The organism is Streptomyces afghaniensis, from assembly GCF_044327915.1.
In the GTDB taxonomy this organism is placed as follows: domain Bacteria; phylum Actinomycetota; class Actinomycetes; order Streptomycetales; family Streptomycetaceae; genus Streptomyces; species Streptomyces afghaniensis.
The window spans coordinates 280,442-301,624 of the sequence record NZ_JBIRGJ010000006.1 but is presented as its reverse complement, the minus strand read 5'-3'; the positions used below and the strand labels follow the sequence as shown (position 1 = coordinate 301,624).

Genomic DNA, 21,183 nt, shown 5'->3' with positions numbered 1-21,183 from the left:
CTTCCGGAGCCTGCCGGTCCGGTGCGCGTCACGGGAACGGGTGCGGGACGGAGCCGATCTCGCGGTCCGGCGCGAGCCGGCTGCGGTAGGGCACCCCCGTCCCCTCCGTGAGCCGGGGCAGGCCCCGGGTGCGCCGGTTGCGGTGGCCGAAGGTCATCGGGATCAGCCCCGGGACCAGGACCCGTACGCAGTTCAGCCCGTTGCGCCCCAGCTCGGGCATGGTCTGGTCGACGACCAGCACGTCCAGGCCGCGGTCGAGGATCCCCGACACGGCGGTGAACAGGTCCGCCCGCAGATCGGGCGCGTCGGAGCGGAGCGTCTTCGGCACCCGGGCCAGCGGCACCGGACCGGGGCCCGGTCCGCCGTCGTCCCGGTCGAGGAGGAACGAGAACCGTGTCCGTGCCTCGGGCAGGGCCCCCACCGTGGAGTGGTCCTCCATGCGCCGTATCAGGTACGGGTCGTCGAGCATGCGCAGGGCCTCGGGCCGGCGGCGCTCGTAGGCGTCGCGGGTGGCGAGGATCGTGCCGACGAGCTCCTGCAACCCGCCCGCGACCGCCTGTACGGGATCGGGGTGGGAGCCGCAGCCCGCGAAGATCCGTGGGCCTGCTGCGTCCTCGTTCTCGGCCGTCAGGACGAGGGCGGGGATGCCGTACTCCATCGTGGCGTCGAAGCAGCGGAACCCGAACCCGGTGAACAGCCGGGCCTTGGCGAGCAGATGGTCCAGGGTTCTGTCGGCGCCCTCCATGGAGACCTCGGGCAGATCCAGTTCGCGGTACCAGGTGAGCAGGAAGGCGTCCCGTTCGGCCAGCTCACGCAGGCCGTGCAGGACCGCCTCCTCCACCGAGTTGCCCAGCGCGCAGCCGTTGGAGGTGTCGTAGAAGAACGAGACCTCGTCGTCGTGGCGTGGACCCCAGAACGCCGCCCGCTCCGGTACGAGGACGCGGTCGTCCCTGCGGAAGGAGTACGCCCAGACCCAGTCGACCTCGGTGCCCGGGTCGAACGGGCGGTAGCGGAACCCCTCCGACCGGTAGCTCTCCTCGGGGTGCGTGCCCAGGTCCGGCGGGTACAGGGCGCGGTCCTCGATGTCCGCGTACCGCGCCCGTACGGGCGGTGCGGCGCCGCCGCGGTGGAGGCCGGCGTACCGCTCCAGCCCTTCCAGTACGGCGATGGTGCGGCTCGTCCGGTAGTCGGCGGCCCGGCCGATGGCGGGTTCGCGGCGGCCCCAGCGGGCCGGCAGCTCCACCGAGCAGGCGCCGAAGGGGCTCTGCAGGTCCTGGCGGAGTTCCTTGAACAGGCCGAGCCCGGGATAGAGGTAGTCGCGGCGTACGGTCTCCTGGTCCAGCTCGCGCGTACGCAGCACGGACGGGGTGATCTTGGTGAGCGGTACGTCGCGCGGGGTGAGGGCGGGTGCCGTGTCCCCGCGCAGCACACCGCAGCTCGGGCAGGCGGAGTCGGCGAGGAGGGTCTGCTCCTCGACCGTCCCGGTGGCGCCGTCCACCACGACGACCTTCCCGCCGGGGCCCGGGCGCCGCCGGGCGAGGCAGGCCCGGACGTGGTGCTCGACCAGGCGCAGCACGCCCGGCCCCCACACGCGGACCTCGGGCCCGTGCGACCAGGACTCGGCGAAGTCGTCGCCCACCAGGTCGGGGCCGAACGGGGAGTTCGCGGTCCGGGTGACCAGACAGTTGGGGCAGCAGCCCTGCGAGCCGGGAACCCACATCGGTCCCAGGTAGGCCAGCGACCGCCAGGTGCCGACGAACAGGAGCGGACCGCCCGTCACCAGACAGTCCACCACGGTGTCCTGGAAGTCACCGATCCCGTCGAGTTCGGCCACCAGCACCGTCGTCGCGGGTGCCGCGCCGTGCGCCGCCCCCAGTGCCATGCCCTGTGCCGCCCCCTGTGCCGTGCGGTGGCCGGCTCCGTCGGCGGCGAACCGTTCGGCCAGGTGGTCGGCGAGCACCCCCCTGCCGACGACGGCCGGTGCGGTCACCGGGCTCATGCGGGCACCTCCGGCGACGGCACGGCGACGACACGGGGGCCACCGGAGCCGAGGAACGGCAGCAGGGCTGTGACCTCCAGGGCACCGTCGGGTCCTGGTTCCCGCAGCGTGTCGGTCCAGGTCCCGACGGGCGGGGCGAGGAACGCCACCACTTCCCGGTCGGCCGCCCCGGCGGTGCCGCCCGCGCCCGGGGCGGCGTGCCGTGCGACGGCCCGGGCCAGGGCGTGCCCGACCGCCTGGTCGCGGTGGGTACCCACGCCGGTGACGGTGGCTCCGCTTCCGGTACGGACGTGCGCGCGGACCACACCGTGGGGCAGCGTCTCCACCGCCGTCGCCTTCCAGGGGTCGCCCTCCACGGTCAGCGCCCCGGCGAGGAACCGTGACTCCGGCCCGCCGACGTCCGGGCCGCCGGGAGCCGGTGCCCAGTCGAGGGCGCCGGCCGGCGCGGCGAGCGCGGCGTTCAGGCGGGCCCTGCAGTGTGCCTCGGCGAACGACCATCCGGCACCGAACCGGTAGCCCCGGCCCGGAGCGGCCGCGCCGTCAGCGGCGGCCGCGGCGAGCCCGTTCTGCCGGGCGACCCGTTCGGCCAGCCACTCCATCGCGAACAGCACGGCCTGGTTGCGGGCCTCGCGGGGAGCCAGCGCCCGGCACACCACCCGCAGACCGCCGGGGTCGTCGGCGTCGCGCGCCGGGTCGGCGATCCGGCAGGCGCTCGCCGACAGCGGCAGCTGACCGAGGTCGTCCTCGCCGAGGGCGAGCAGCGGGCCGGTGAGCGGGTCGGTGAGGCGTGCGCTCGCGGCGACGATGCGGTCCGAGACCTCGACCCGGGCCGGCGGGTCCTCGGGGGCGGGTATGTCGGGCCGTACCGCGTCCTCCGGCGTCACCACCCGGGACGAGGCGTCCGCCGTCACCGGCCGCAGCGGTGGATGCTGGGGGCAGCACGGGTGGCGCGCCACGGAGTGGTTGCGTACGACAGGGGCGAGCGGTTCCACCGTGGTCACCGGTTTCCCGTCGAGCGGTGTCCCGTCGGCGGGCTCGACCCCGGCCAGGAGGACGAAGGTGTGCTCCGCCAACCGCAGGGCGCCGACGGCCGACGGGGCGACGGCCGGTTCGAGTCCTTCGGTCTCCCCGACAGCCCTGCCCGCCACGGAGCGGTGGACGCACTCCCAGCACCAGGGCGTGTCCCGGCCGGGTGCCACGGCGGTCACGAAGTCACCGCACCTGGCGAGCACGCCCACGGCGGCCCCGCGCGCCCACAGCGCGTGCTGCGCCCGGGCCAGCCCGGTCGCGTCCGCGGAGTCGTAGGCCAGCAGGACCACGTCGGCCCCGGCCACCGTGGGATGGTCCGCGACGGCGGCCGGGTCGAGGCCGTCGTGCAGGCGCCAGCGCGCGCCGGGATCCGCCGCGGCCGTCTCCGCCAGCAGCGGCTCGAGACCGGGGTCGCCGTCGGCCAGGACGTCCACCCGGGCGATGCCGAAGTCGCGGAGCGCGTCGAGGAGTGCGCGCAGCGCCGTACCCCGCCCGGCGCACACCACGCGGCCGGTGCGGACCCGCTGGAGCCGGGTGACCGGCCGGTCGGCGTGGTGCTCCAGGAAGGCGAGGTGGGTGGCGTACCGCTCGCGCATCCACGCGGGGACCGGTTCAGCCGGGTGCGAGACCTCCTTGATGAGGCCGTTGCGCAGCAGCGCGTTGACCACGCTGAGCACCGAGCGACGGGCCCGCTCCGGGACGTTGCCGTAGATGTCCAGCAGGGTGCGCTCGCCGTCCAGGCCCGCGAAGAGGGAGCTGACCAGCTCGTACGCCCCCTGACCGCGTACGGAGAAGGAGCCGGTGTTGTTGCCCAGCCATACGCCGTCCTGCTGGCGTACGTAGAAGGCGTCGGCGCGGACGCGGAAGGTCCTGTTCAGCCCCGGGTCGGCGGCCGCGGCCGGAGCGGGCGTCGTCGCGGTGCGCGTCGTGGTGTCGGTTGCCTCGTCTGGTGCCATGCCTGATGCCATGTCAGAGCTTCCCGTGCGTGCTGTAGGCGGATGCGGCCTCGCGCTCGGACGCGCAGGTGATACGGGCGGGCCGGCTCCGTTCCGGGAGGGCGGCGCAGTGCTCGCGCACCGTGTGTTCGTCGACGCTGCCGACGACCTTGGCGGTCAGGAACTCCAGGCCGGTCGGCGCGCGTTCGACGGTGACCCGTACGTCGCTGACGCCGGGCAGACCGAGGAGGTGGCGCTCGATCTCCCGCGGGTAGACCAGGACGCCGGCCAGCTTCTCGCCACCGTCGACGCGTCCTTCCAGGCAGAGGTTGCCGTCGGCGTCGAACCGGGCGTAGTCGGTGCCGGTGGCGTGGCCGGGCGGGCTGGCGACCGGGTCCGTACCCGGACGCCACAGGTGATGGCAGCGGCCCGGCCCGTCCACGGCGAGGGCTCCGATGCCGCGCTGGTCGGCGTCCCGCACCCAGACGGCCTTGCCGGGCACCGGGCGGCCGACGTGCCGGTTGTGTCCGGGGTCGTGGTCGAGGGCGATGGCGCCGGTCTCCGCGGTGCCGTACAGGTTGCTGACGGCCACGCCGGTGAACCGCTCCCTGATGAGGTCCACCCGGGGGGCGCTCAGATGTCCGCCGCCGAGGAACAGGGCGACGGAGCTCAGGTCGACGGCGGAGTCCTCGGTCAGGCAGGCGGCGGCGGCCAGGGCCGGCACGCCGAGCGCCAGCACCCGCCGGCCGGCTGCCAGCTCGTACAGCGGCCGCCAGTCGTGCGCCGGGAAGACCAGCAGGTCGCGGCGGAAGTACAGGGCGGGCAGCACGGACATGAAGAAGGCGGCCGAGAAGCCCAGCGGCAGGCACGTGGCGAGGGCCTCGGGCGGGCCGCCGGGAAAGACGTCCCCGTACATCGCGGCCTCGCAGTGCAGGGCGATGAGCTCCCACTCGTCCGCGTAGCCGATCGCTGCCTTGGGGCGGCCGGAGCTGCCGGAGGTGCACACACCCCACAGCGAGCGGTCGTCCTCGCGGGGCAGCGGCAGCTCACCGTCCGCCACCTCGAACAGGGCCGGCGCGACCTGCCGGTGGGTCACGCCGAGGGTCACCGGGGACGCCCACAGCAGTACCGTGCCGGCGACGGTGGCCACGGCGAACAGGGAGGCCAGCGACTCCGGCCCGGCGGCCGGGTCCACGGCGTACGTCGCTCCGGGGCGGACCTCCGACGACCGTTCACGGCCGCGAGCCAGCAGGGCGTCCCAGGTGACGAACGCGCCGTCCCACCGCACTCCGGTGGGCGGCGTCCCCGCGGCGGTGTGCTGTCGGCCCGTCAGGAACCGGAGGAACGCCGGACGGCCCATGTCACCCACCCTTCGATGGTCTGCGGGGCGTCGCCCGGTCCGGGGACGGCGCCCGCTTCCGGGATGCGCTTGGTGAAGTACGCCCTCACCACGACGTTTTCGAGCGAGTCGAGCTGCCGGTGCGGGTCGCTCTCCTGAAGGAGGGCGGTGAGTCCGGCGCGCAGCTCCGACTCCGTTTCCGTTCCCGGCTCCGTTCCTGGCGGTGGTGTCGCTGCTGTCACGCGCTGTCCCTCTCGCTCGACTGCCAGAAGGCCTCGACGGCCTCGTTGAACTCCTCAGGCCTGTCGTGGCAGACCAGGTGCCCGGCTCCCTCGACGACCCGCCCGCGCACCCGCCCGCCCACGCCGTCGGCGCGCTCCGCCGCGGCCTTCTCGGCCGACTTCAGCGAGCCGTTGAGGATGAACACGGGGACGGGCAGCAAGGCGAGGTCCTCCGAGCGCACGAGCACCGTCCGCTCGAAGTCCCGGCCGCAGTGCCCCGTGACCGCGGCGAGCGTCTGCTTCCAGCGCCCGGTGTGCAGCCGCTCGTACTCGGCCGCCAGAGCCGGCTGCTCCGCGGCCAGCCGGTCGAACCCCGCGATGAGTGAGAGGAAGGCGTCCCTGCCGGCGTCCGGGGCGAAGCCGGTGAGGACCAGGGAGGAGACCAGGTCGGGCCGGGTGGCCGCGCAGCGGAAGGCCAGCGGACCGCCCAGGTACGAGGCGCCGACGAGCCGTCCCCGGCCGAAACCGTCCACAAGCGCGACGAGGTGACGCAGGGCCCCGTCGAAGTAGTCCTCCTCCGCGTCCCGTGGGCAGCGGCCGTGGCCGGGCAGGTCCACCGGGATCACCCGGTAGCGGTCGCGCCACGCCCTGATCTGCCGGCTGAAGTGGGCGTAGCCCGTACCGAGCAGGCCGTGCACCAGGTAGACGGTCGGTTTCCCGCCGCCCGCGGTCTCCTCCGCCATGGGACGTCAGCCCGCCGTGGGAGCCGACGAGGACGGGTCCACGAAGTGGTCTACCGGGCGTCCCCCCGCTTCGATACGGCTCAGGATGTGCCGTGGCCTGCGCAGGTCGGCCACCAGGAACTGCGAGCTGGACTCGTCGTTACGGGCGCGGGAATCCGGTCGGTAGGGGGCGACGTCGGGGCTGCCGGGCGAGATCACCCCGGCCAGGCCCATCGCCACGTCCTGGAACTCCTGCGGTTCCCGGGTGGTGAGGACCAGCCGCTGCTCGGGGCAGGTGAAGGCGACCGCCGACATCATCCGCAGGTAGTCGTCGTCGTTGACCCGGGTGGTGTCCCGTGACGTCATCGCGGGGCGCATCCGGGGCACCGACAGGTCGACGACCGCACCCCGGGCCCGCAGGTGCGCGCCGTGGGAGACCAGGCTGACGATCTCGGCGGAGAGGTCGTCGTGCAGCCCCACCAGCACGCCGGGGTTGACGTACCGGAAGCCCGCGTCGAGCCAGCGGTCGAAGGAGACCACCCGGCGGTCGAAGTTCGCCTTGGGGACCTGGGCGGAGGTCTGGCCCATGAACCGGCCGTAGGTCCCCTTGTCGTAGCTCTCCTGGAAGACGCACATGGTGACCGGTTCCTCGCGGCCGATCCACTCGCCGAGGACGTCGATCTCGTCCGGCTCCATGCTGCCGATGTTGAAGTAGACCCGCTCGTAGCCCATGTCGAGGGCGGTGCGGATGGCCCAGCCGATCCGGAAGGCCGAGCTGAGCCGGGTGTGCTTGTCCTCGTACTCGCCGGTGAGGAAGCCGACTCCGCGGACGCCCTCGTGGTGGTAGAGGATCTCCAGCTGTGCGGTGATCTCCTTGCGGCCGGAGAACTTGCGGTCGAGGCGGAGGTTGCCCTTCCGCATGGAGCACATCTTGCACTCGGAGTCGCAGTAGTTGGTCGTGTAGAGCGGCACGAAGGTGTGCAGGCGGGGCGTGCGGGCGGCGCACCGGGCCTCGGCGGCGGCCTTCAGCTCCTCGGTGCTGATCGACCGGTCCTCCCACAGCGCCAGGGCCATCGCCTCCCTGGACCAGGCCGGCTCCTCGCTCTCCGGAAGCGCCAGAACGGCATGGGTGTCGACCTTGGCGGCCTCGCGTCGTACGTCCTCCAGTTCCGGGAGCGTGAAGTCGCCGGCAACTGCTTCTGGGCTCTGCGTCATACGAAGATCTCCCTGCGGTGGACTCCGGAAGAGACGCTGAATTTATATCTGCCGCAAAGCAGCGGGAACAAGGAAGAGGAAAACCAGAACCCTGACTCCATGACGGAAACACACCAGCAGTACAGCAGCGGTTGAGCGCGGCTTTAGCGGCAATTTAGCGGCAACACAGCGAGAAGGCAGCGGGAAAATTGAATATCTTGTTCCTTGACGCCGACAATCCAACCCGCATAGCCTCCGGGTCGTGCGCAAAAATTGCGCTCTACATTTCACCGGAAACGAAAGGAGCCTCCAGTGGACGCTGTGCACCTGTCCGAGCTGGACGTCGACGCCCTTGAGATCTCCGAGTTCCTGGACGACAGCCGCCTCGAGGACAGCGAGGTCGTGGCCAAGGTCATGTCGGCCTCCTGCACCACCTGTGAGTGCTGCTGCTCCTGCTCCTCCTGACGCGCTGCGCCAGGTCGGGTGAGCCAGCGGCACAGTGATGTGCCGACCGGTGCCCCGGGCCGAATCTCCGGCCCGGGGCACCGCTGCAAGTCCTCAGCAGCGTCAGCATCGAAAGGAATCCCATGGGCGGCCTGGAGACACGACTACTGGACACTCAACTCGCGGAACTCCCCTCCAGCTCTCCGCAGCGGAACCTGCTGATGCTCTATGTGCACGTACCTTTCTGCCATTCCAAGTGCACCTTCTGCGACTGGGTCCAGGCGATTCCCACCAAGGACCTCCTCCGCAAGCCGGATGATTCGGTACGGCAGAAATACATCACCGCACTGTGCAAGGAAATAGAGGTACGCGGTGCGGCCCACCGGTCCGCCGGGGACATTCCGTACGTCATTTACTGGGGCGGCGGTACGGCGAGCAGCCTCGACGAGCGCGAGGCGACCGCCGTCATGGAGGCGCTGCGCACCTCCTTCGACCTGAGCGAGGTCGCCGAGGCCACCATCGAGTGCAGCCCCGACACCGTGGACGCGCGGAAGCTGGCGTTCTTCCGCGGCCTGGGCTTCAACCGGGTGTCCAGCGGAGTGCAGTCCTTCGACGACACCCGGCTGCGCCGCCTCGGTCGCCGGCACAGCGCCGCGCAGGCCACCCGTATCGTCCACGCCGCCCGCGAGGCCGGCTTCGAGGACGTGTCCATCGACCTCATGTCCGGTTTTCCGGACCAGGAGGGCGACGAGCTGGCCCGGACCGTCGACAAGGCCCTGGAACTGCCCGTCAACCACTTGTCGCTCTATTCGTTCCGGCCGACACCGGGCACCTTCATGCGCCGCAGGATGGAGACCTCCGAGCGGCGGGACTATCTGCGGCGTCAGCAGGTCCTGTTCACCCGCGCCCGCCGGGCCATCGACGCCTCCGGGCTCACCGAATACGCCAACGGGTACTTCGGCAAGGTGTCGCCGTTCGCGGCCATGTACTTCCAGCTGCGAGCCGACACCGTGGGCCTCGGGTCGGGCGCGATCTCCTTGGTCAACCAGCAGTTCCAGTCCCATGCGAAGGGCCTGCTGCACCCCTACATCGCCGATCCGCTCGGCTTCGACATCGATGTGCCCGCCGGCCAGGACCGGGTGCTGGTCTCGCTCCTCCAGGCGGGCCTCGCGATGTTCGACGGTGTACCGAGGAAAGACTGGTCCTACCGGACCGGCACGGACCTGGCCGAAGTCCTCACCCGGCCCGCCATCGCCCCGCTCGCCGACTTCCTCCGGGGCCGGGGCCTGATCGAGGACGACCGGGGCATCCGGCTGCCGCGCCGGCAGGCCGGTCTCACCCTGATCGAGCTCGCCTTCGAGATGGCGATGTCCCAGCCGGAACTCGTATGACGGCGCACCCGCCCGGGACGGACGCCGGGAGCACCGCTCACCCTCGGCAATGGCTGGAGATCGCGCTGACGGCGCCACCAGATACCGCCGACCTGCTGCTGGCCGGGATCGTGCGACCGCTGCTCACCGAGCCCCCGGCCACGGACGCGCCGCCGCCGGCGTTCTTCGTACGCGGTACCGGTCCGGCGCAGCCCACCCTGTCCGTGCAGCTGGCCCTGGGGCCGGAGGACGGCGAGGCCGCGCGCGAGTACGCGACACGAGCACGGGAGCTGGCGGGCCGACTGGGCGCCGGAGCCGGGACCGGTTCCAGGGGCCGGGTCGGTACGGAAGTGCGGGTCGTGACGGGGCCCGCCCGGCTCGTTCCGCTCACCGGCTCCGTGTTCGACGGTCCTGCCCTGGCACCGTTCACCCGCACCGTGCTGGCCGACCTGTGCCCCGCCCTCCTCGCGGTCGGTGCGGCCGGAGAGGCGGGCCGCCCGGCCCTGCTGGCGGCCGCCGCCGCGCTGATGGCCGCCCACCTGCGCGGCGTCAGCGCCTCGGGGGCGCCGACCGCACGGGACTACGAGCTCGGCAGGGACGGCGTGCCGCTCGGCTTCCTCAGCTACCGCTCGCACGCGGAGGCCTTCCTCGCCACCAGCCGGAATCCGCAGGCCGCGCGGTCGGCGATGAGCGAGCAGTACGAGCGGGTCGCCCCCACGCTGCTGGGCCTGGTCGAGGCGGTGCTCGCCCAGTGCGAGGGCCGTGGACCGGTGGTGTCCGAACCTGCCCGGCAGTGGTTCGAGGCCGTCCGCCCGGCGAAGCCCACGGCGACCGATCTGTTCCGGTCAGGTGACGAGCTGAGACTGCTGGAGGACGACGAGGAACAGGACGCCACCGCGCTGGACGAGAGCGCCTTCCACCGGATCGTCGGCGCGTCCGACGGGCTGCGCGACTTCCTCAACGGCGACCCGGCCTTCCTGGCCGCGCGCCTGCTGACCAGCCTGCTGTATCTGGGTCTGCACAGTGCCGGGCTGACCCTCACGGAGCGCTACTTCCTCTGCTACGCGGTGAGCCGCGCCTGTGAGGTCCTCTATGAGACGGACGCCCTGACGGTGCTCTCCGGGCTGGCCGGCGTACGTCGCTTTTGAGACGGAAACACGGCGTGCGACACCGCTCACCAGGAGTCGCGAACGGTCGATCCGGGCGCTGCCCTCCGACCACTGCACCGGAGCGCCACCGCACGGGCATATCGCTGTATTGGCCACGTATCACGTCTCATCTGCGGGTTGCCTCAGCGGCCACTAAACAGCGCTCCAGTGAAATCGCTTTCCTTTTGCACCATGATGTGCTGGCCACTTTCCACGCATGGCCAGGAAAGATCAACTGAACTTCCCGTAATGTCAGGTGTCGCAAATACGATCAAGCATCCAGCATGTTTCACAGGTCGGGGGACAGGTGCCCGTGCGGGAGCAGTCGAGAGAAAGAAGAGCGGCGATCACAGTGACTCCTCGTCGGCGGCGAGGAGCCGGGTAGCCGGCCTCGACGAGGCATGACGGCGCAGGTGGCGTCGTGCGGTGCCAAGGATTCAGCGCCAGGACAATGTGAGCTCTCTGTTCCCGTTCGTTTCTCTGTTCCCGTCTGTTTCTCTGCTACCACGGGAAAATCGTTTCCTCAGTAGCCAGCATCAACCGCATGTGTCTCACAACGGGGGAATTCCATGGAGGTCGATGTACTGGGACCGCTCGCGGTCTCCCAGCAAACCGCTTCGATCGTACCGACGGCCGCCAAACCGCGGACCGTGCTGGCCATGCTTGCGGTGCAGGCCAACCAGTTCGTCCCTCTCGCGTCCCTGATGGACGAACTGTGGTCGACGGAGAAGAAGCCGGCCAGCGCCAAAACAGCGATGCAGAGTTACATCCTGCATCTGCGTAAGAACATCGCCACGGCCGCCGGAAGGGATCCCGACGGCTGTCCCGCCAAGACGCCCGAGGCCAAGGACATCCTGGTCACCCTGCCCGGCGGCTACCTCCTGCGGGCCCCTGTCGGGCGAGTCGTGCTGGACAACTTCGAGCAGCTGGCCGCGGCCGGCCACCGGGCCAGGGAAAAGGGCGACTTCGAGGCCGCATCGCAGAATTTCGCGCAGGCGCTGGGGCTCTGCCGCGGCGAGGCCCTGGCGGACGTGCAGGCCGGCCCCCGATTGCAACGGGAAGTGGAGAGGATAGAGGAGGCCCGGCTCAACTGCCTGGACCGCAGGATCGAATCCGACCTTCGCCTGGGCAGGCACCACGAGCTGCTCAGCGAACTGCGGAGCATCATCGCGCAGCACCCGACCCATGAAGGCCTGTGCGCGCATCTGATGCTCGCGCTGTACCGCTCGGGGCGCCGATCGGAAGCCCTGGACGTCTACCAGCGCATGCGCGCCACTCTGGTCACCGAACTGGGCCTCGAACCCTCGCCGGCGCTCAGGCGCCTGCAGCGCTCCATGCTGCTCTCGGACCACGGGCTCAGCGAGCTCAACGTCACCTGGGACGTCTCCACCTTCTGACCTGTACGCCGAAGGGCGGCCACCCCTCACCGAGGGGTGGCCGCCCTTCACATGGCTGCTCGCTTACTGGTTGTACGGACCGTAGTCGTAGTCCTCCAGCGGCACGGCCTGGCCGGAGCCCGTGCCGAACGGCGAGTAGTCGATGTCGTCGTAGCCGACGGCCGAGTACATCGCGGCCTTGGCCTCCTCGGTCGGCTCCACCCGGATGTTGCGGTAGCGGGACAGACCCGTACCGGCCGGGATGAGCTTACCGATGATGACGTTCTCCTTGAGGCCGATGAGCGAGTCGGACTTGGCGTTGATCGCCGCGTCCGTGAGGACTCGCGTCGTCTCCTGGAAGGACGCCGCCGACAGCCAGGACTCCGTGGCCAGCGAGGCCTTGGTGATACCCATGAGCTGCGGACGACCGGAGGCCGGGTGACCGCCCTCCTGGACCACACGACGGTTCTCGGTCTCGAACTTCGAGCGCTCGACCAGCTCGCCGGGCAGCAGCTCGGCGTCGCCGGACTCGATGATCGTCACGCGGCGGAGCATCTGCCGGATGATGATCTCGATGTGCTTGTCGTGGATCGACACACCCTGCGAGTTGTAGACCTTCTGGACCTCGCCGACCAGGTGGACCTGGACGGCACGCTGGCCCAGGATGCGCAGCACGTCGTGCGGGTTGGTGGCACCCACGGTGAGCTTCTGGCCCACCTCGACGTGCTCGCCCTCGCTGACCAGGAGCCGGGCACGCTTCGAGATCGGGTACGCCGTCTCGTCGCTGCCGTCGTCCGGCGTGATGACGATCTTCTTGGTCTTCTCGGTCTCCTCGATCCGGACGCGGCCGGAGGCCTCGGAGATCGGGGCGACACCCTTCGGGGTACGGGCCTCGAAGAGCTCGACGACACGCGGCAGACCCTGGGTGATGTCGTCACCGGCCACACCACCGGTGTGGAAGGTACGCATCGTCAGCTGGGTACCGGGCTCACCGATGGACTGGGCGGCGATGATGCCGACCGCCTCACCGATGTCGACCAGCTTGCCGGTGGCCAGCGAACGGCCGTAGCACATCGCGCAGGTGCCGACGGCGGACTCGCAGGTCAGGACCGAGCGGGTCTTGACCTCCTCGACACCGTGACGGACCAGCTCGTCGATGAGCACGTCGCCGAGGTCGGTACCGGCCGGGGCCAGCACCTTGCCGTCGACCACGATGTCCTCGGCGAGGCAGCGCGCGTACACGGACGTCTCGACGTCCTCCGCCTTGAGCAGCGTGCCCTCGGCGTTCCGGCCGGCGATCTTCAGACGCAGACCGCGCTCGGTGCCGCAGTCCTCCTCGCGAATGATGACGTCCTGGGAGACGTCGACCAGACGACGGGTGAGGTAACCCGAGTCGGCGGTACGCAGAGCGGTGTCCGCCAGACCCTTACGGGCACCGTGCGTGGAGATGAAGTACTCCAGCACGGACAGGCCCTCACGGAAGGAGGCCTTAATCGGACGCGGGATCGTCTCGTTCTTCGCGTTCGACACCAGACCACGCATACCGGCGATCTGACGCATCTGCATCATGTTGCCTCGTGCACCCGAGTTCACCATCATGAAGATCGGGTTGGTCTTCGGGAAGTTGTCGTTCATCGCCTCGGCGACCTCGTTGGTCGCCTTGGTCCAGATCGCGATGAGCTCCTGCGTGCGCTCGTCCTTGGTGATCAGACCACGCTCGTACTGCTTCTGGACCTTCTCGTCCTGCGCCTCGTAGCCCTTGACGATCTCCTTCTTCGCCTCGGGAACGACGACGTCGGAGATGGCCACGGTGACGCCGGAGCGGGTCGCCCAGAAGAAGCCGGACGCCTTCAGGTTGTCGAGCGTCGCCGCCACGATGACCTTCGGGTACCGCTCGGCGAGGTCGTTGACGATCTCGGAGAGCTGCTTCTTGCCGACCTCGTAGTCGACGAACGGGTAGTCCTCGGGCAGCAGCTCGTTGAAGAGCGCACGGCCCAGCGTGGTGTTCAGCCGGAAGCTGTCACCCTGCTGCCACTCGGGCTCGCCCTCCTCACGCGCCGGCGGGGTCCAGCCACGCGGCGGGATGGTGCCGACCGGGAAGCGGACGTCGATCCTCGACTGGAGCGACAGCTCGCCCGCGTCGAAGGCCATGATCGCCTCGGCGACCGAGGCGAAGGAACGGCCCTCGCCCTTGAGGTCGCGCATCTCGCCGTCGGTGGTGAGGAAGAACAGACCGAGGACCATGTCCTGGGTCGGCATCGTCACCGGACGGCCGTCGGCCGGCTTGAGGATGTTGTTCGAGGACAGCATCAGGATGCGGGCCTCGGCCTGCGCCTCCGCGGACAGCGGCAGGTGCACGGCCATCTGGTCACCGTCGAAGTCCGCGTTGAACGCGGTGCAGACGAGCGGGTGGATCTGGATGGCCTTGCCCTCGACCAGCTGCGGCTCGAAGGCCTGGATGCCGAGGCGGTGCAGCGTGGGCGCACGGTTCAGCAGAACCGGGTGCTCGGCGATGACCTCTTCCAGCACGTCGTACACGACCGTGCGGCCGCGCTCGACCATGCGCTTGGCGCTCTTGATGTTCTGCGCGTGGTTCAGGTCGACCAGGCGCTTCATCACGAACGGCTTGAAGAGCTCCAGCGCCATCGCCTTCGGCAGACCGCACTGGTGCAGCTTCAGCTGCGGACCGACGACGATCACGGAACGCGCGGAGTAGTCCACACGCTTACCGAGCAGGTTCTGACGGAAGCGACCCTGCTTACCCTTCAGCATGTCGCTGAGGGACTTCAGCGGGCGGTTACCGGGACCGGTGACCGGACGGCCACGACGGCCGTTGTCGAACAGCGCGTCGACGGCCTCCTGGAGCATGCGCTTCTCGTTGTTCACGATGATCTCGGGCGCACCGAGGTCGAGAAGCCGCTTCAGTCGGTTGTTCCGGTTGATCACACGGCGGTACAGGTCGTTCAGGTCGGAGGTCGCGAAGCGGCCACCGTCCAGCTGCACCATCGGGCGAAGGTCCGGCGGGATGACCGGGACGCAGTCCAGCACCATGCCCTTGGGGCTGTTGCTGGTCTGCAGGAACGCGGAGACGACCTTCAGGCGCTTGAGCGCACGGGTCTTCTTCTGGCCCTTGCCGGTCCGGATGATCTCGCGGAGCTTCTCGGCCTCCTCGTCGAGGTCGAAGGACTCCAGGCGCTTCTGCAGCGCCGCGGCACCCATCGAGCCGTCGAAGTACGTGCCGAAGCGGTCACGCAGCTCGCGGTAGAGCAGCTCGTCGCCCTCGAGGTCCTGGACCTTGAGGTTCTTGAAGCGGTTCCACACCTCGTCGAGCCGGTCGATCTCGCGCTGCGCACGGTCGCGCAGCTGCTTCATCTCGCGCTCGGCACCCTCGCGCACCTTGCGGCGCACGTCGGCCTTGGCGCCCTCGGCCTCCAGCTCGGCCAGGTCGGTCTCGAGCTTCTTGGCCCGGGCCTCCAGGTCGGCGTCGCGGCGCTGCTCGATCTGCTGGCGCTCGACGGAGACGTGAGCCTCCAGCGAGGGCAGGTCGCGCGTACGGCGCTCCTCGTCGACGTACGTGATCATGTACGCCGCGAAGTAGATGACCTTCTCCAGGTCCTTCGGGGCGAGGTCGAGCAGGTAGCCCAGCCGCGACGGAACGCCCTTGAAGTACCAGATGTGCGTCACGGGCGCGGCGAGCTCGATGTGGCCCATCCGCTCACGGCGCACCTTGGCGCGCGTGACCTCGACGCCACAGCGCTCACAGATGATGCCCTTGAAGCGGACGCGCTTGTACTTGCCGCAGTAGCACTCCCAGTCCCGGGTCGGACCGAAGATCTTCTCGCAGAAGAGTCCGTCCTTTTCGGGCTTGAGCGTGCGGTAGTTGATGGTCTCGGGCTTCTTGACCTCGCCGTGGCTCCACTGACGGATGTCGTCAGCGGTAGCCAGACCGATCCGGAGCTCGTCGAAGAAGTTGACGTCGAGCACTATGCGTCAATCCCTCTCAGGGTTGTAAGTCTTTGGTCTGATACGGGGGTCCTGGGGCCGGCGGGGCCTTGGTCTCCCAAGGCCCGCCGGACTCCCGTCAGACCTCTTCGACGCTGCTCGGCTCGCGCCGGGACAGGTCGATGCCGAGCTCCTCCGCAGCGCGGAAGACGTCCTCGTCGGTGTCACGCATCTCGATGGACATACCGTCGCTGGACAGCACCTCCACGTTCAGGCAGAGAGACTGCATCTCCTTGATGAGCACCTTGAAGGACTCGGGGATGCCGGGCTCGGGGATGTTCTCGCCCTTGACGATGGCCTCGTAGACCTTCACGCGGCCGGTCACGTCGTCGGACTTGATGGTCAGCAGCTCCTGGAGCGCGTAGGCGGCGCCGTACGCCTCGAGTGCCCACACCTCCATCTCGCCGAACCGCTGGCCACCGAACTGGGCCTTACCACCCAGCGGCTGCTGGGTGATCATCGAGTAGGGGCCGGTCGAACGGGCGTGCAGCTTGTCGTCGACCAGGTGGTGCAGCTTGAGGATGTACATGTAGCCGACCGAGATCGGCTCCGGGAACGGCTCACCGGAGCGGCCGTCGAACAGCCGCGCCTTGCCGGACGGGAGCACCATGCGCTCGCCGTCGCGGTTCGGGATGGTGTGCTCCAGCAGACCGGCCAGCTCGTCCTCGCGGGCACCGTCGAAGACCGGCGTCGCGACGTTGGTCCGCGGCGGGACCTGGTCGGCGTCGATGGCCTGGAGGCGCTGCGCCCACTCGTCGGCGAGACCGGAGACGTCCCAGCCCTGGCTGGCGAGCCAGCCGAGGTGGATCTCCAGCACCTGTCCCGGGTTCATTCGGGACGGGACACCGAGCGGGTTGAGGATGATGTCGACCGGGGTGCCGTCCTCCAGGAACGGCATGTCCTCGATCGGCAGGATCTTCGAGATGACGCCCTTGTTGCCGTGCCGGCCGGCGAGCTTGTCACCGTCGGTGATCTTGCGCTTCTGCGCGACGTAGACGCGCACCAGCTGGTTCACACCGGGGGGAAGCTCGTCGCCCTCCTCGCGGTCGAAGACGCGCACGCCGATGACCTTGCCGGTCTCGCCGTGCGGCACCTTCAGCGAGGTGTCACGGACCTCACGGGCCTTCTCACCGAAGATCGCGCGCAGCAGGCGCTCCTCGGGCGTCAGCTCGGTCTCACCCTTGGGCGTGACCTTGCCGACGAGGATGTCACCGGCGATGACCTCGGCACCGATACGGATGATGCCGCGCTCGTCGAGGTCGGCGAGGACCTCCTCGGAGACGTTCGGGATGTCCCGGGTGATCTCCTCGGGGCCGAGCTTGGTGTCACGGGCGTCGACCTCGTGCTCCTCGATGTGGATCGAGGAGAGGACGTCGTCCTGCACGAGGCGCTGCGACAGGATGATCGCGTCCTCGTAGTTGTGACCCTCCCACGGCATGAACGCCACGAGCAGGTTCTTGCCCAGCGCCATCTCGCCCTGCTGGGTGGCCGGACCGTCGGCGAGGACCTGGCCCTCGATGATCCGGTCGCCCTCGGCCACGATGACCTTCTGGTTGACCGAGGTGCCCTGGTTGGAGCGGGCGAACTTGGCCAGGCGGTACGTGATGTACGTGCCGTCGTCGTTGGCGGTGGTGATGTAGTCCGCGGAGACCTCCTGGACCACACCGGCCTTCTCGGCCTTGACCACGTCGCCGGCGTCGACCGCGGAGCGGTACTCCATGCCGGTGCCGACGAGCGGGGCCTCCGCCTGGATCAGCGGAACGGCCTGGCGCATCATGTTCGCGCCCATGAGGGCACGGTTGGCGTCGTCGTGCTCCAGGAAGGGGATCATGGCGGTCGCGACCGACACCATCTGGCGCGGCGAGACGTCCATGTAGTCCACGTCCTCGCCGCCGACGTAGTCGACCTCGCCGCCCTTACGGCGGACCAGGACGCGGGCCTCGGCGAAGCGGAGGTCGTCCGTCAGCGGCGCGTTGGCCTGCGCGATGACGAAGCGGTCCTCCTCGTCGGCGGTGAGGTAGTCGACCTCGTCGGTGACCTGGCCCTCGAACACCTTGCGGTACGGGGTCTCGACAAAACCGAACGCGTTGACCCGGCCGTAGGAGGCGAGCGAGCCGATCAGACCGATGTTCGGGCCTTCAGGGGTCTCGATCGGGCACATGCGGCCGTAGTGCGAGGGGTGCACGTCACGGACCTCGAAGCCGGCCCGCTCACGGGACAGACCACCCGGGCCGAGCGCGGACAGACGCCGCTTGTGCGTCAGACCCGACAGCGGGTTGTTCTGGTCCATGAACTGGGACAGCTGGCTGGTGCCGAAGAACTCCTTGATGGAGGCGACGACCGGCCGGATGTTGATCAGGGTCTGCGGCGTGATCGCCTCGACGTCCTGGGTCGTCATCCGCTCGCGGACGACACGCTCCATACGCGCCAGACCCGTGCGGACCTGGTTCTGGATGAGCTCGCCGACGCTGCGCAGGCGGCGGTTGCCGAAGTGGTCGATGTCGTCGGTCTCGACGACCACCGACGTGCCGTTGTCACCGACCGTCTCGGTCTCGCCGGCGTGCAGCTTCACCAGGTACTTGATCGTCGCGATGATGTCCTCGACGGTCAGGATCCCGGCGTCCAGCGGGGTGTCCGTACCCAGCTTCTTGTTGACCTTGTAGCGGCCGACCTTGGCCAGGTCGTAGCGCTTGGGGTTGAAGTAGAGGTTCTCGAGCAGCGTCTGCGCGGCCTCACGCGTGGGGGGCTCGCCCGGACGCAGCTTGCGGTAGATGTCGAGCAGCGCGTCGTCCTGGCCCTGGGTGTGGTCCTTCTCCAGGGTGGCGCGCATGGACTCGTACTCGCCGAACTCCTCGAGGATCTGCTCGGTGGTCCAGCCGAGCGCCTTGAGCAGGACGGTGACGGACTGCTTGCGCTTGCGGTCGATGCGGACACCGACCATGTCGCGCTTGTCGATCTCCATCTCCAGCCAGGCACCCCGGGACGGGATGATCTTCGCGGAGAAGATGTCCTTGTCGGACGTCTTGTCGATGGAGGAGTCGAAGTAGACGCCGGGCGAACGGACGAGCTGCGACACCACGACACGCTCGGTGCCGTTGATGACGAAGGTGCCCTTGTTCGTCATGAGCGGGAAGTCGCCCATGAAGACCGTCTGGGACTTGATCTCACCGGTCTCGTTGTTGGTGAACTCGGCGGTGACGAAGAGCGGGGCCGCGTACGTGAAGTCGCGCTCCTTGCACTCGTCGATCGAGTTCTTCGGCGGCTCGAAGCGGTGGTCGCGGAAGGTCAGCGACATCGACCCGCTGAAGTCCTCGATCGGGGAGATCTCCTCGAAGATCTCCTCGAGCCCGGACTTGGTGGGGACGTCCTGACCGTTCTCGAGAGCCTCCTCGACCCGACTCTGCCAGGCGGTGTTGCCGAGCAGCCAGTCGAAGCTCTCGGTCTGCAGCGCGAGCAGGTTCGGAACCTCGAGAGGCTCCTTGATCTTTGCAAAAGAGATGCGCAGCGGGGCAGTGCTGGCGGCGTTGTTCGTATTCGCGGTCGAGGCGTTGCGCGAGGCGGCCAAGAGGGGGTCCTTCCGAGGGCTCGGACTCACTACGCGCGTACCGGCCCCTCTCCCGTACACAGAGACAAGCTGCGTCGGTCCGGCCTAAAGGCCAGGTCAGACAGCTCTTGTCGTCGATGCTCGGGCGAGGGCAGACCCCTGGTGACGGGCAGGGGACAGCTAACAGGCAGCGCAAAGGGTCAGTGTAGCCACTTGGCACACTGATGTCCAGTCCGGGTTGTGAAACCCGTGTTGACCCTCGTTGTTCCACTCCTGCAACAAGGCGCTGCCCTCAACGCACGTTGATACTGCCCTCTTCGTCGCCGATCCATACCTCGGATTCGGATCCTTGTGACGACGCGTCCTGAGAATTGCGCGCTGCGTGCGGTTCGTCAAGGCCCCCCTGCCCGAACCGGGGCCCCGCCCAGAGACACGACGAAGATCACCATACCCCCCGCCACAGAGGGTGCAAGGCAACCGTGGCCGGACCCCGGAAACGCCGAAGAGCGACCACCCGGATGGATGATCGCTCTTCCGCGCTTACGCGTTACACGCCCAGCGGGACGTGTCGTGGATCCTGGCGGATCCGGGAGGTCTTACTTGACCTCGACGGAGGCACCGGCGCCCTCGAGGGACTCCTTGGCCTTGTCGGCGGCCTCCTTGTTGACCTTCTCCAGAACCGGCTTCGGCGCACCGTCGACCAGGTCCTTGGCCTCCTTCAGGCCCAGGGAGGTCAGCTCACGCACGACCTTGATGACCTGGATCTTCTTGTCGCCGGCACCGGTGAGGATGACGTCGAACTCGTCCTTCTCCGGCTCGGCCTCGGCGGCGGCGGCGCCACCGGCGCCACCGGCCATGACGACCGGGGCGGCCGCGGCGGCGGTGACGTCGAACTTCTCCTCGAACGCCTTCACGAACTCGGAGAGCTCGATGAGGGTCATCTCCTCGAACTGCGCGAGCAGGTCTTCCTGGCTGAGCTTCGCCATGATTGGCGGTCCTTCCACTAAATCGGCAGGTGCCGGATGTACATGTGAGGCGGGCGTACTACTGGCCCGCGACGGCCTCCGCGTTCAGGCAGCGGGGGCCGGGATGCGAGCCGAGTTACTCGGCACCGCCCTGCTCGTCCTGCTTGGCACGGAACGCGTCCACGGTGCGGACGAGCTTCGACGGCAGCGCCTGGAAGACAGAGGCAGCCTGGGACTGCTTGCCCTTCATGGCACCGGCCAGCTTGGAGAGCAGAACCTCGCGGGACTCGAGGTCCGCAAGCTTCTTGATCTCATCGGCGGACAACGCCTTGCCGTCAAGGACGCCGCCCTTGATGACCAGGTTGGGGTTGTCCTTGGCGAAGTCACGGAGACCCTTCGCCGCCTCGACCGGGTCACCGGTCACGAAGGCGACGGCCGACGAACCCGTGAAGAGGTCGTCGATCGCGGTGATCCCGGCCTCGTTGGCCGCAATCTTGGTCAGCGTGTTCTTCGCCACACGGTAATGAGCGTTCTCACCGAGTGAACGACGCAGCTGCTGCAGCTGCGCCACGGTGAGACCGGTGTACGCAGTAACGACAGCGCCGTTGGAGTCGCGGAACTTGTCCCGCATCTCCTCGACGGCATCGACCTTGTCAGGCCTCGCCATGAGCCTCGGCCTCCTTCCGGGTGATTCGGACCGCGCGGACCCGAAGGAGGACTGGGCAAAACGAAACGCCCCGGCGCAGGGGCACGGGGCGCAGCTCGACCGTTTGCACGCACGCATGGGGCGGCGGACTACGGGAGCTTCTCCAAGTGTCACCTGCGCGGGCCGTCCGCCGTTCAGCGGATCCTTCGGCCACCGCGCCCTCGTCCGAGCGCGCGGTAAACGACCAGC

General features: G+C 69.1%; 14 protein-coding genes. 4 read left to right on the top strand and 10 right to left on the bottom strand.

Annotated features, from left to right (window positions below):
* Positions 1-28: 28 nt before the first annotated feature.
* The 6 genes from ACH4G3_RS23830 to nocL are packed head-to-tail and all read right to left on the bottom strand — an operon-like array spanning position 29 to position 7,460.
* Positions 29-1,999 carry a TOMM precursor leader peptide-binding protein gene (locus tag ACH4G3_RS23830; RefSeq protein WP_397626417.1) on the bottom strand — a complete coding sequence of 657 codons (1,971 nt, stop codon included), beginning with the start codon at positions 1,997-1,999 and terminating at the stop codon, positions 29-31.
* Positions 1,996-3,984 (bottom strand): hypothetical protein, encoded by a 1,989-nt coding sequence (locus ACH4G3_RS23825; RefSeq protein ID WP_397626416.1) that lies wholly within the window; start codon positions 3,982-3,984, stop codon positions 1,996-1,998. Before ACH4G3_RS23825 ends, ACH4G3_RS23830 begins: the two co-directional genes overlap by 4 nt.
* Before the next feature lie 13 nt (positions 3,985-3,997).
* Positions 3,998-5,323 carry an AMP-binding protein gene (locus ACH4G3_RS23820; protein WP_397626415.1) on the bottom strand — a complete coding sequence of 442 codons (1,326 nt, stop codon included), beginning with the start codon at positions 5,321-5,323 and terminating at the stop codon, positions 3,998-4,000.
* Positions 5,293-5,544, bottom strand: a complete 252-nt coding sequence (locus ACH4G3_RS23815) for a hypothetical protein (RefSeq protein WP_397626414.1) — start codon at positions 5,542-5,544, stop codon at positions 5,293-5,295. The genes ACH4G3_RS23820 and ACH4G3_RS23815 overlap by 31 nt, the downstream gene beginning before the upstream one ends.
* Positions 5,541-6,266: an alpha/beta fold hydrolase gene (locus tag ACH4G3_RS23810; RefSeq protein ID WP_397626413.1), complete on the bottom strand. Its 726-nt coding sequence runs from the start codon at positions 6,264-6,266 to the stop codon at positions 5,541-5,543. Before ACH4G3_RS23810 ends, ACH4G3_RS23815 begins: the two co-directional genes overlap by 4 nt.
* 6 nt (positions 6,267-6,272) lie before the next feature.
* Complete coding sequence (nocL, locus tag ACH4G3_RS23805; protein WP_397626412.1) at positions 6,273-7,460, bottom strand: 3-methyl-2-indolic acid synthase; 1,188 nt, start codon at positions 7,458-7,460, stop codon at positions 6,273-6,275.
* 291 nt (positions 7,461-7,751) lie between these two features.
* On the opposite strand from nocL, the gene ACH4G3_RS23800 reads away from it, so the two are divergent.
* The 4 genes from ACH4G3_RS23800 to ACH4G3_RS23785 all read left to right on the top strand — a co-directional run bounded on the left by ACH4G3_RS23800 (position 7,752) and on the right by ACH4G3_RS23785 (position 11,798).
* A complete protein-coding gene (locus ACH4G3_RS23800; RefSeq protein ID WP_082319995.1) occupies positions 7,752-7,904 on the top strand; it encodes a thiocillin/thiostrepton family thiazolyl peptide in 153 nt (50 codons plus the stop codon).
* A gap of 122 nt (positions 7,905-8,026) precedes the next feature.
* Entirely contained in the window at positions 8,027-9,274 is a 1,248-nt protein-coding gene (locus ACH4G3_RS23795) for a coproporphyrinogen-III oxidase family protein (protein ID WP_397626411.1), read from the top strand.
* Positions 9,271-10,401 carry a hypothetical protein gene (locus ACH4G3_RS23790; protein ID WP_397626410.1) on the top strand — a complete coding sequence of 377 codons (1,131 nt, stop codon included), beginning with the start codon at positions 9,271-9,273 and terminating at the stop codon, positions 10,399-10,401. Before ACH4G3_RS23795 ends, ACH4G3_RS23790 begins: the two co-directional genes overlap by 4 nt.
* 569 nt (positions 10,402-10,970) lie before the next feature.
* Positions 10,971-11,798 carry an AfsR/SARP family transcriptional regulator gene (locus ACH4G3_RS23785; protein WP_397626409.1) on the top strand — a complete coding sequence of 276 codons (828 nt, stop codon included), beginning with the start codon at positions 10,971-10,973 and terminating at the stop codon, positions 11,796-11,798.
* Positions 11,799-11,861: 63 nt separating this feature from the next.
* Here the strand turns inward: ACH4G3_RS23785 and ACH4G3_RS23780 are convergent, their stop codons facing one another.
* From ACH4G3_RS23780 to rplJ, 4 genes are all read right to left on the bottom strand, one after another.
* Positions 11,862-15,761: a DNA-directed RNA polymerase subunit beta' gene (locus ACH4G3_RS23780; protein WP_397626408.1), complete on the bottom strand. Its 3,900-nt coding sequence runs from the start codon at positions 15,759-15,761 to the stop codon at positions 11,862-11,864.
* Positions 15,762-15,858: 97 nt separating this feature from the next.
* Positions 15,859-19,344 (bottom strand): DNA-directed RNA polymerase subunit beta, encoded by a 3,486-nt coding sequence (gene rpoB / locus ACH4G3_RS23775; RefSeq protein WP_356103573.1) that lies wholly within the window; start codon positions 19,342-19,344, stop codon positions 15,859-15,861.
* Between the two features lie 575 nt (positions 19,345-19,919).
* On the bottom strand, positions 19,920-20,309 hold the full coding sequence (rplL, locus tag ACH4G3_RS23770; protein ID WP_020274897.1) for a 50S ribosomal protein L7/L12: 390 nt from the start codon (positions 20,307-20,309) through the stop codon (positions 19,920-19,922).
* A gap of 115 nt (positions 20,310-20,424) precedes the next feature.
* On the bottom strand, positions 20,425-20,955 hold the full coding sequence (gene rplJ, locus ACH4G3_RS23765) for a 50S ribosomal protein L10 (protein ID WP_397626407.1): 531 nt from the start codon (positions 20,953-20,955) through the stop codon (positions 20,425-20,427).
* Between the last annotated feature and the right edge of the window lie 228 nt (positions 20,956-21,183).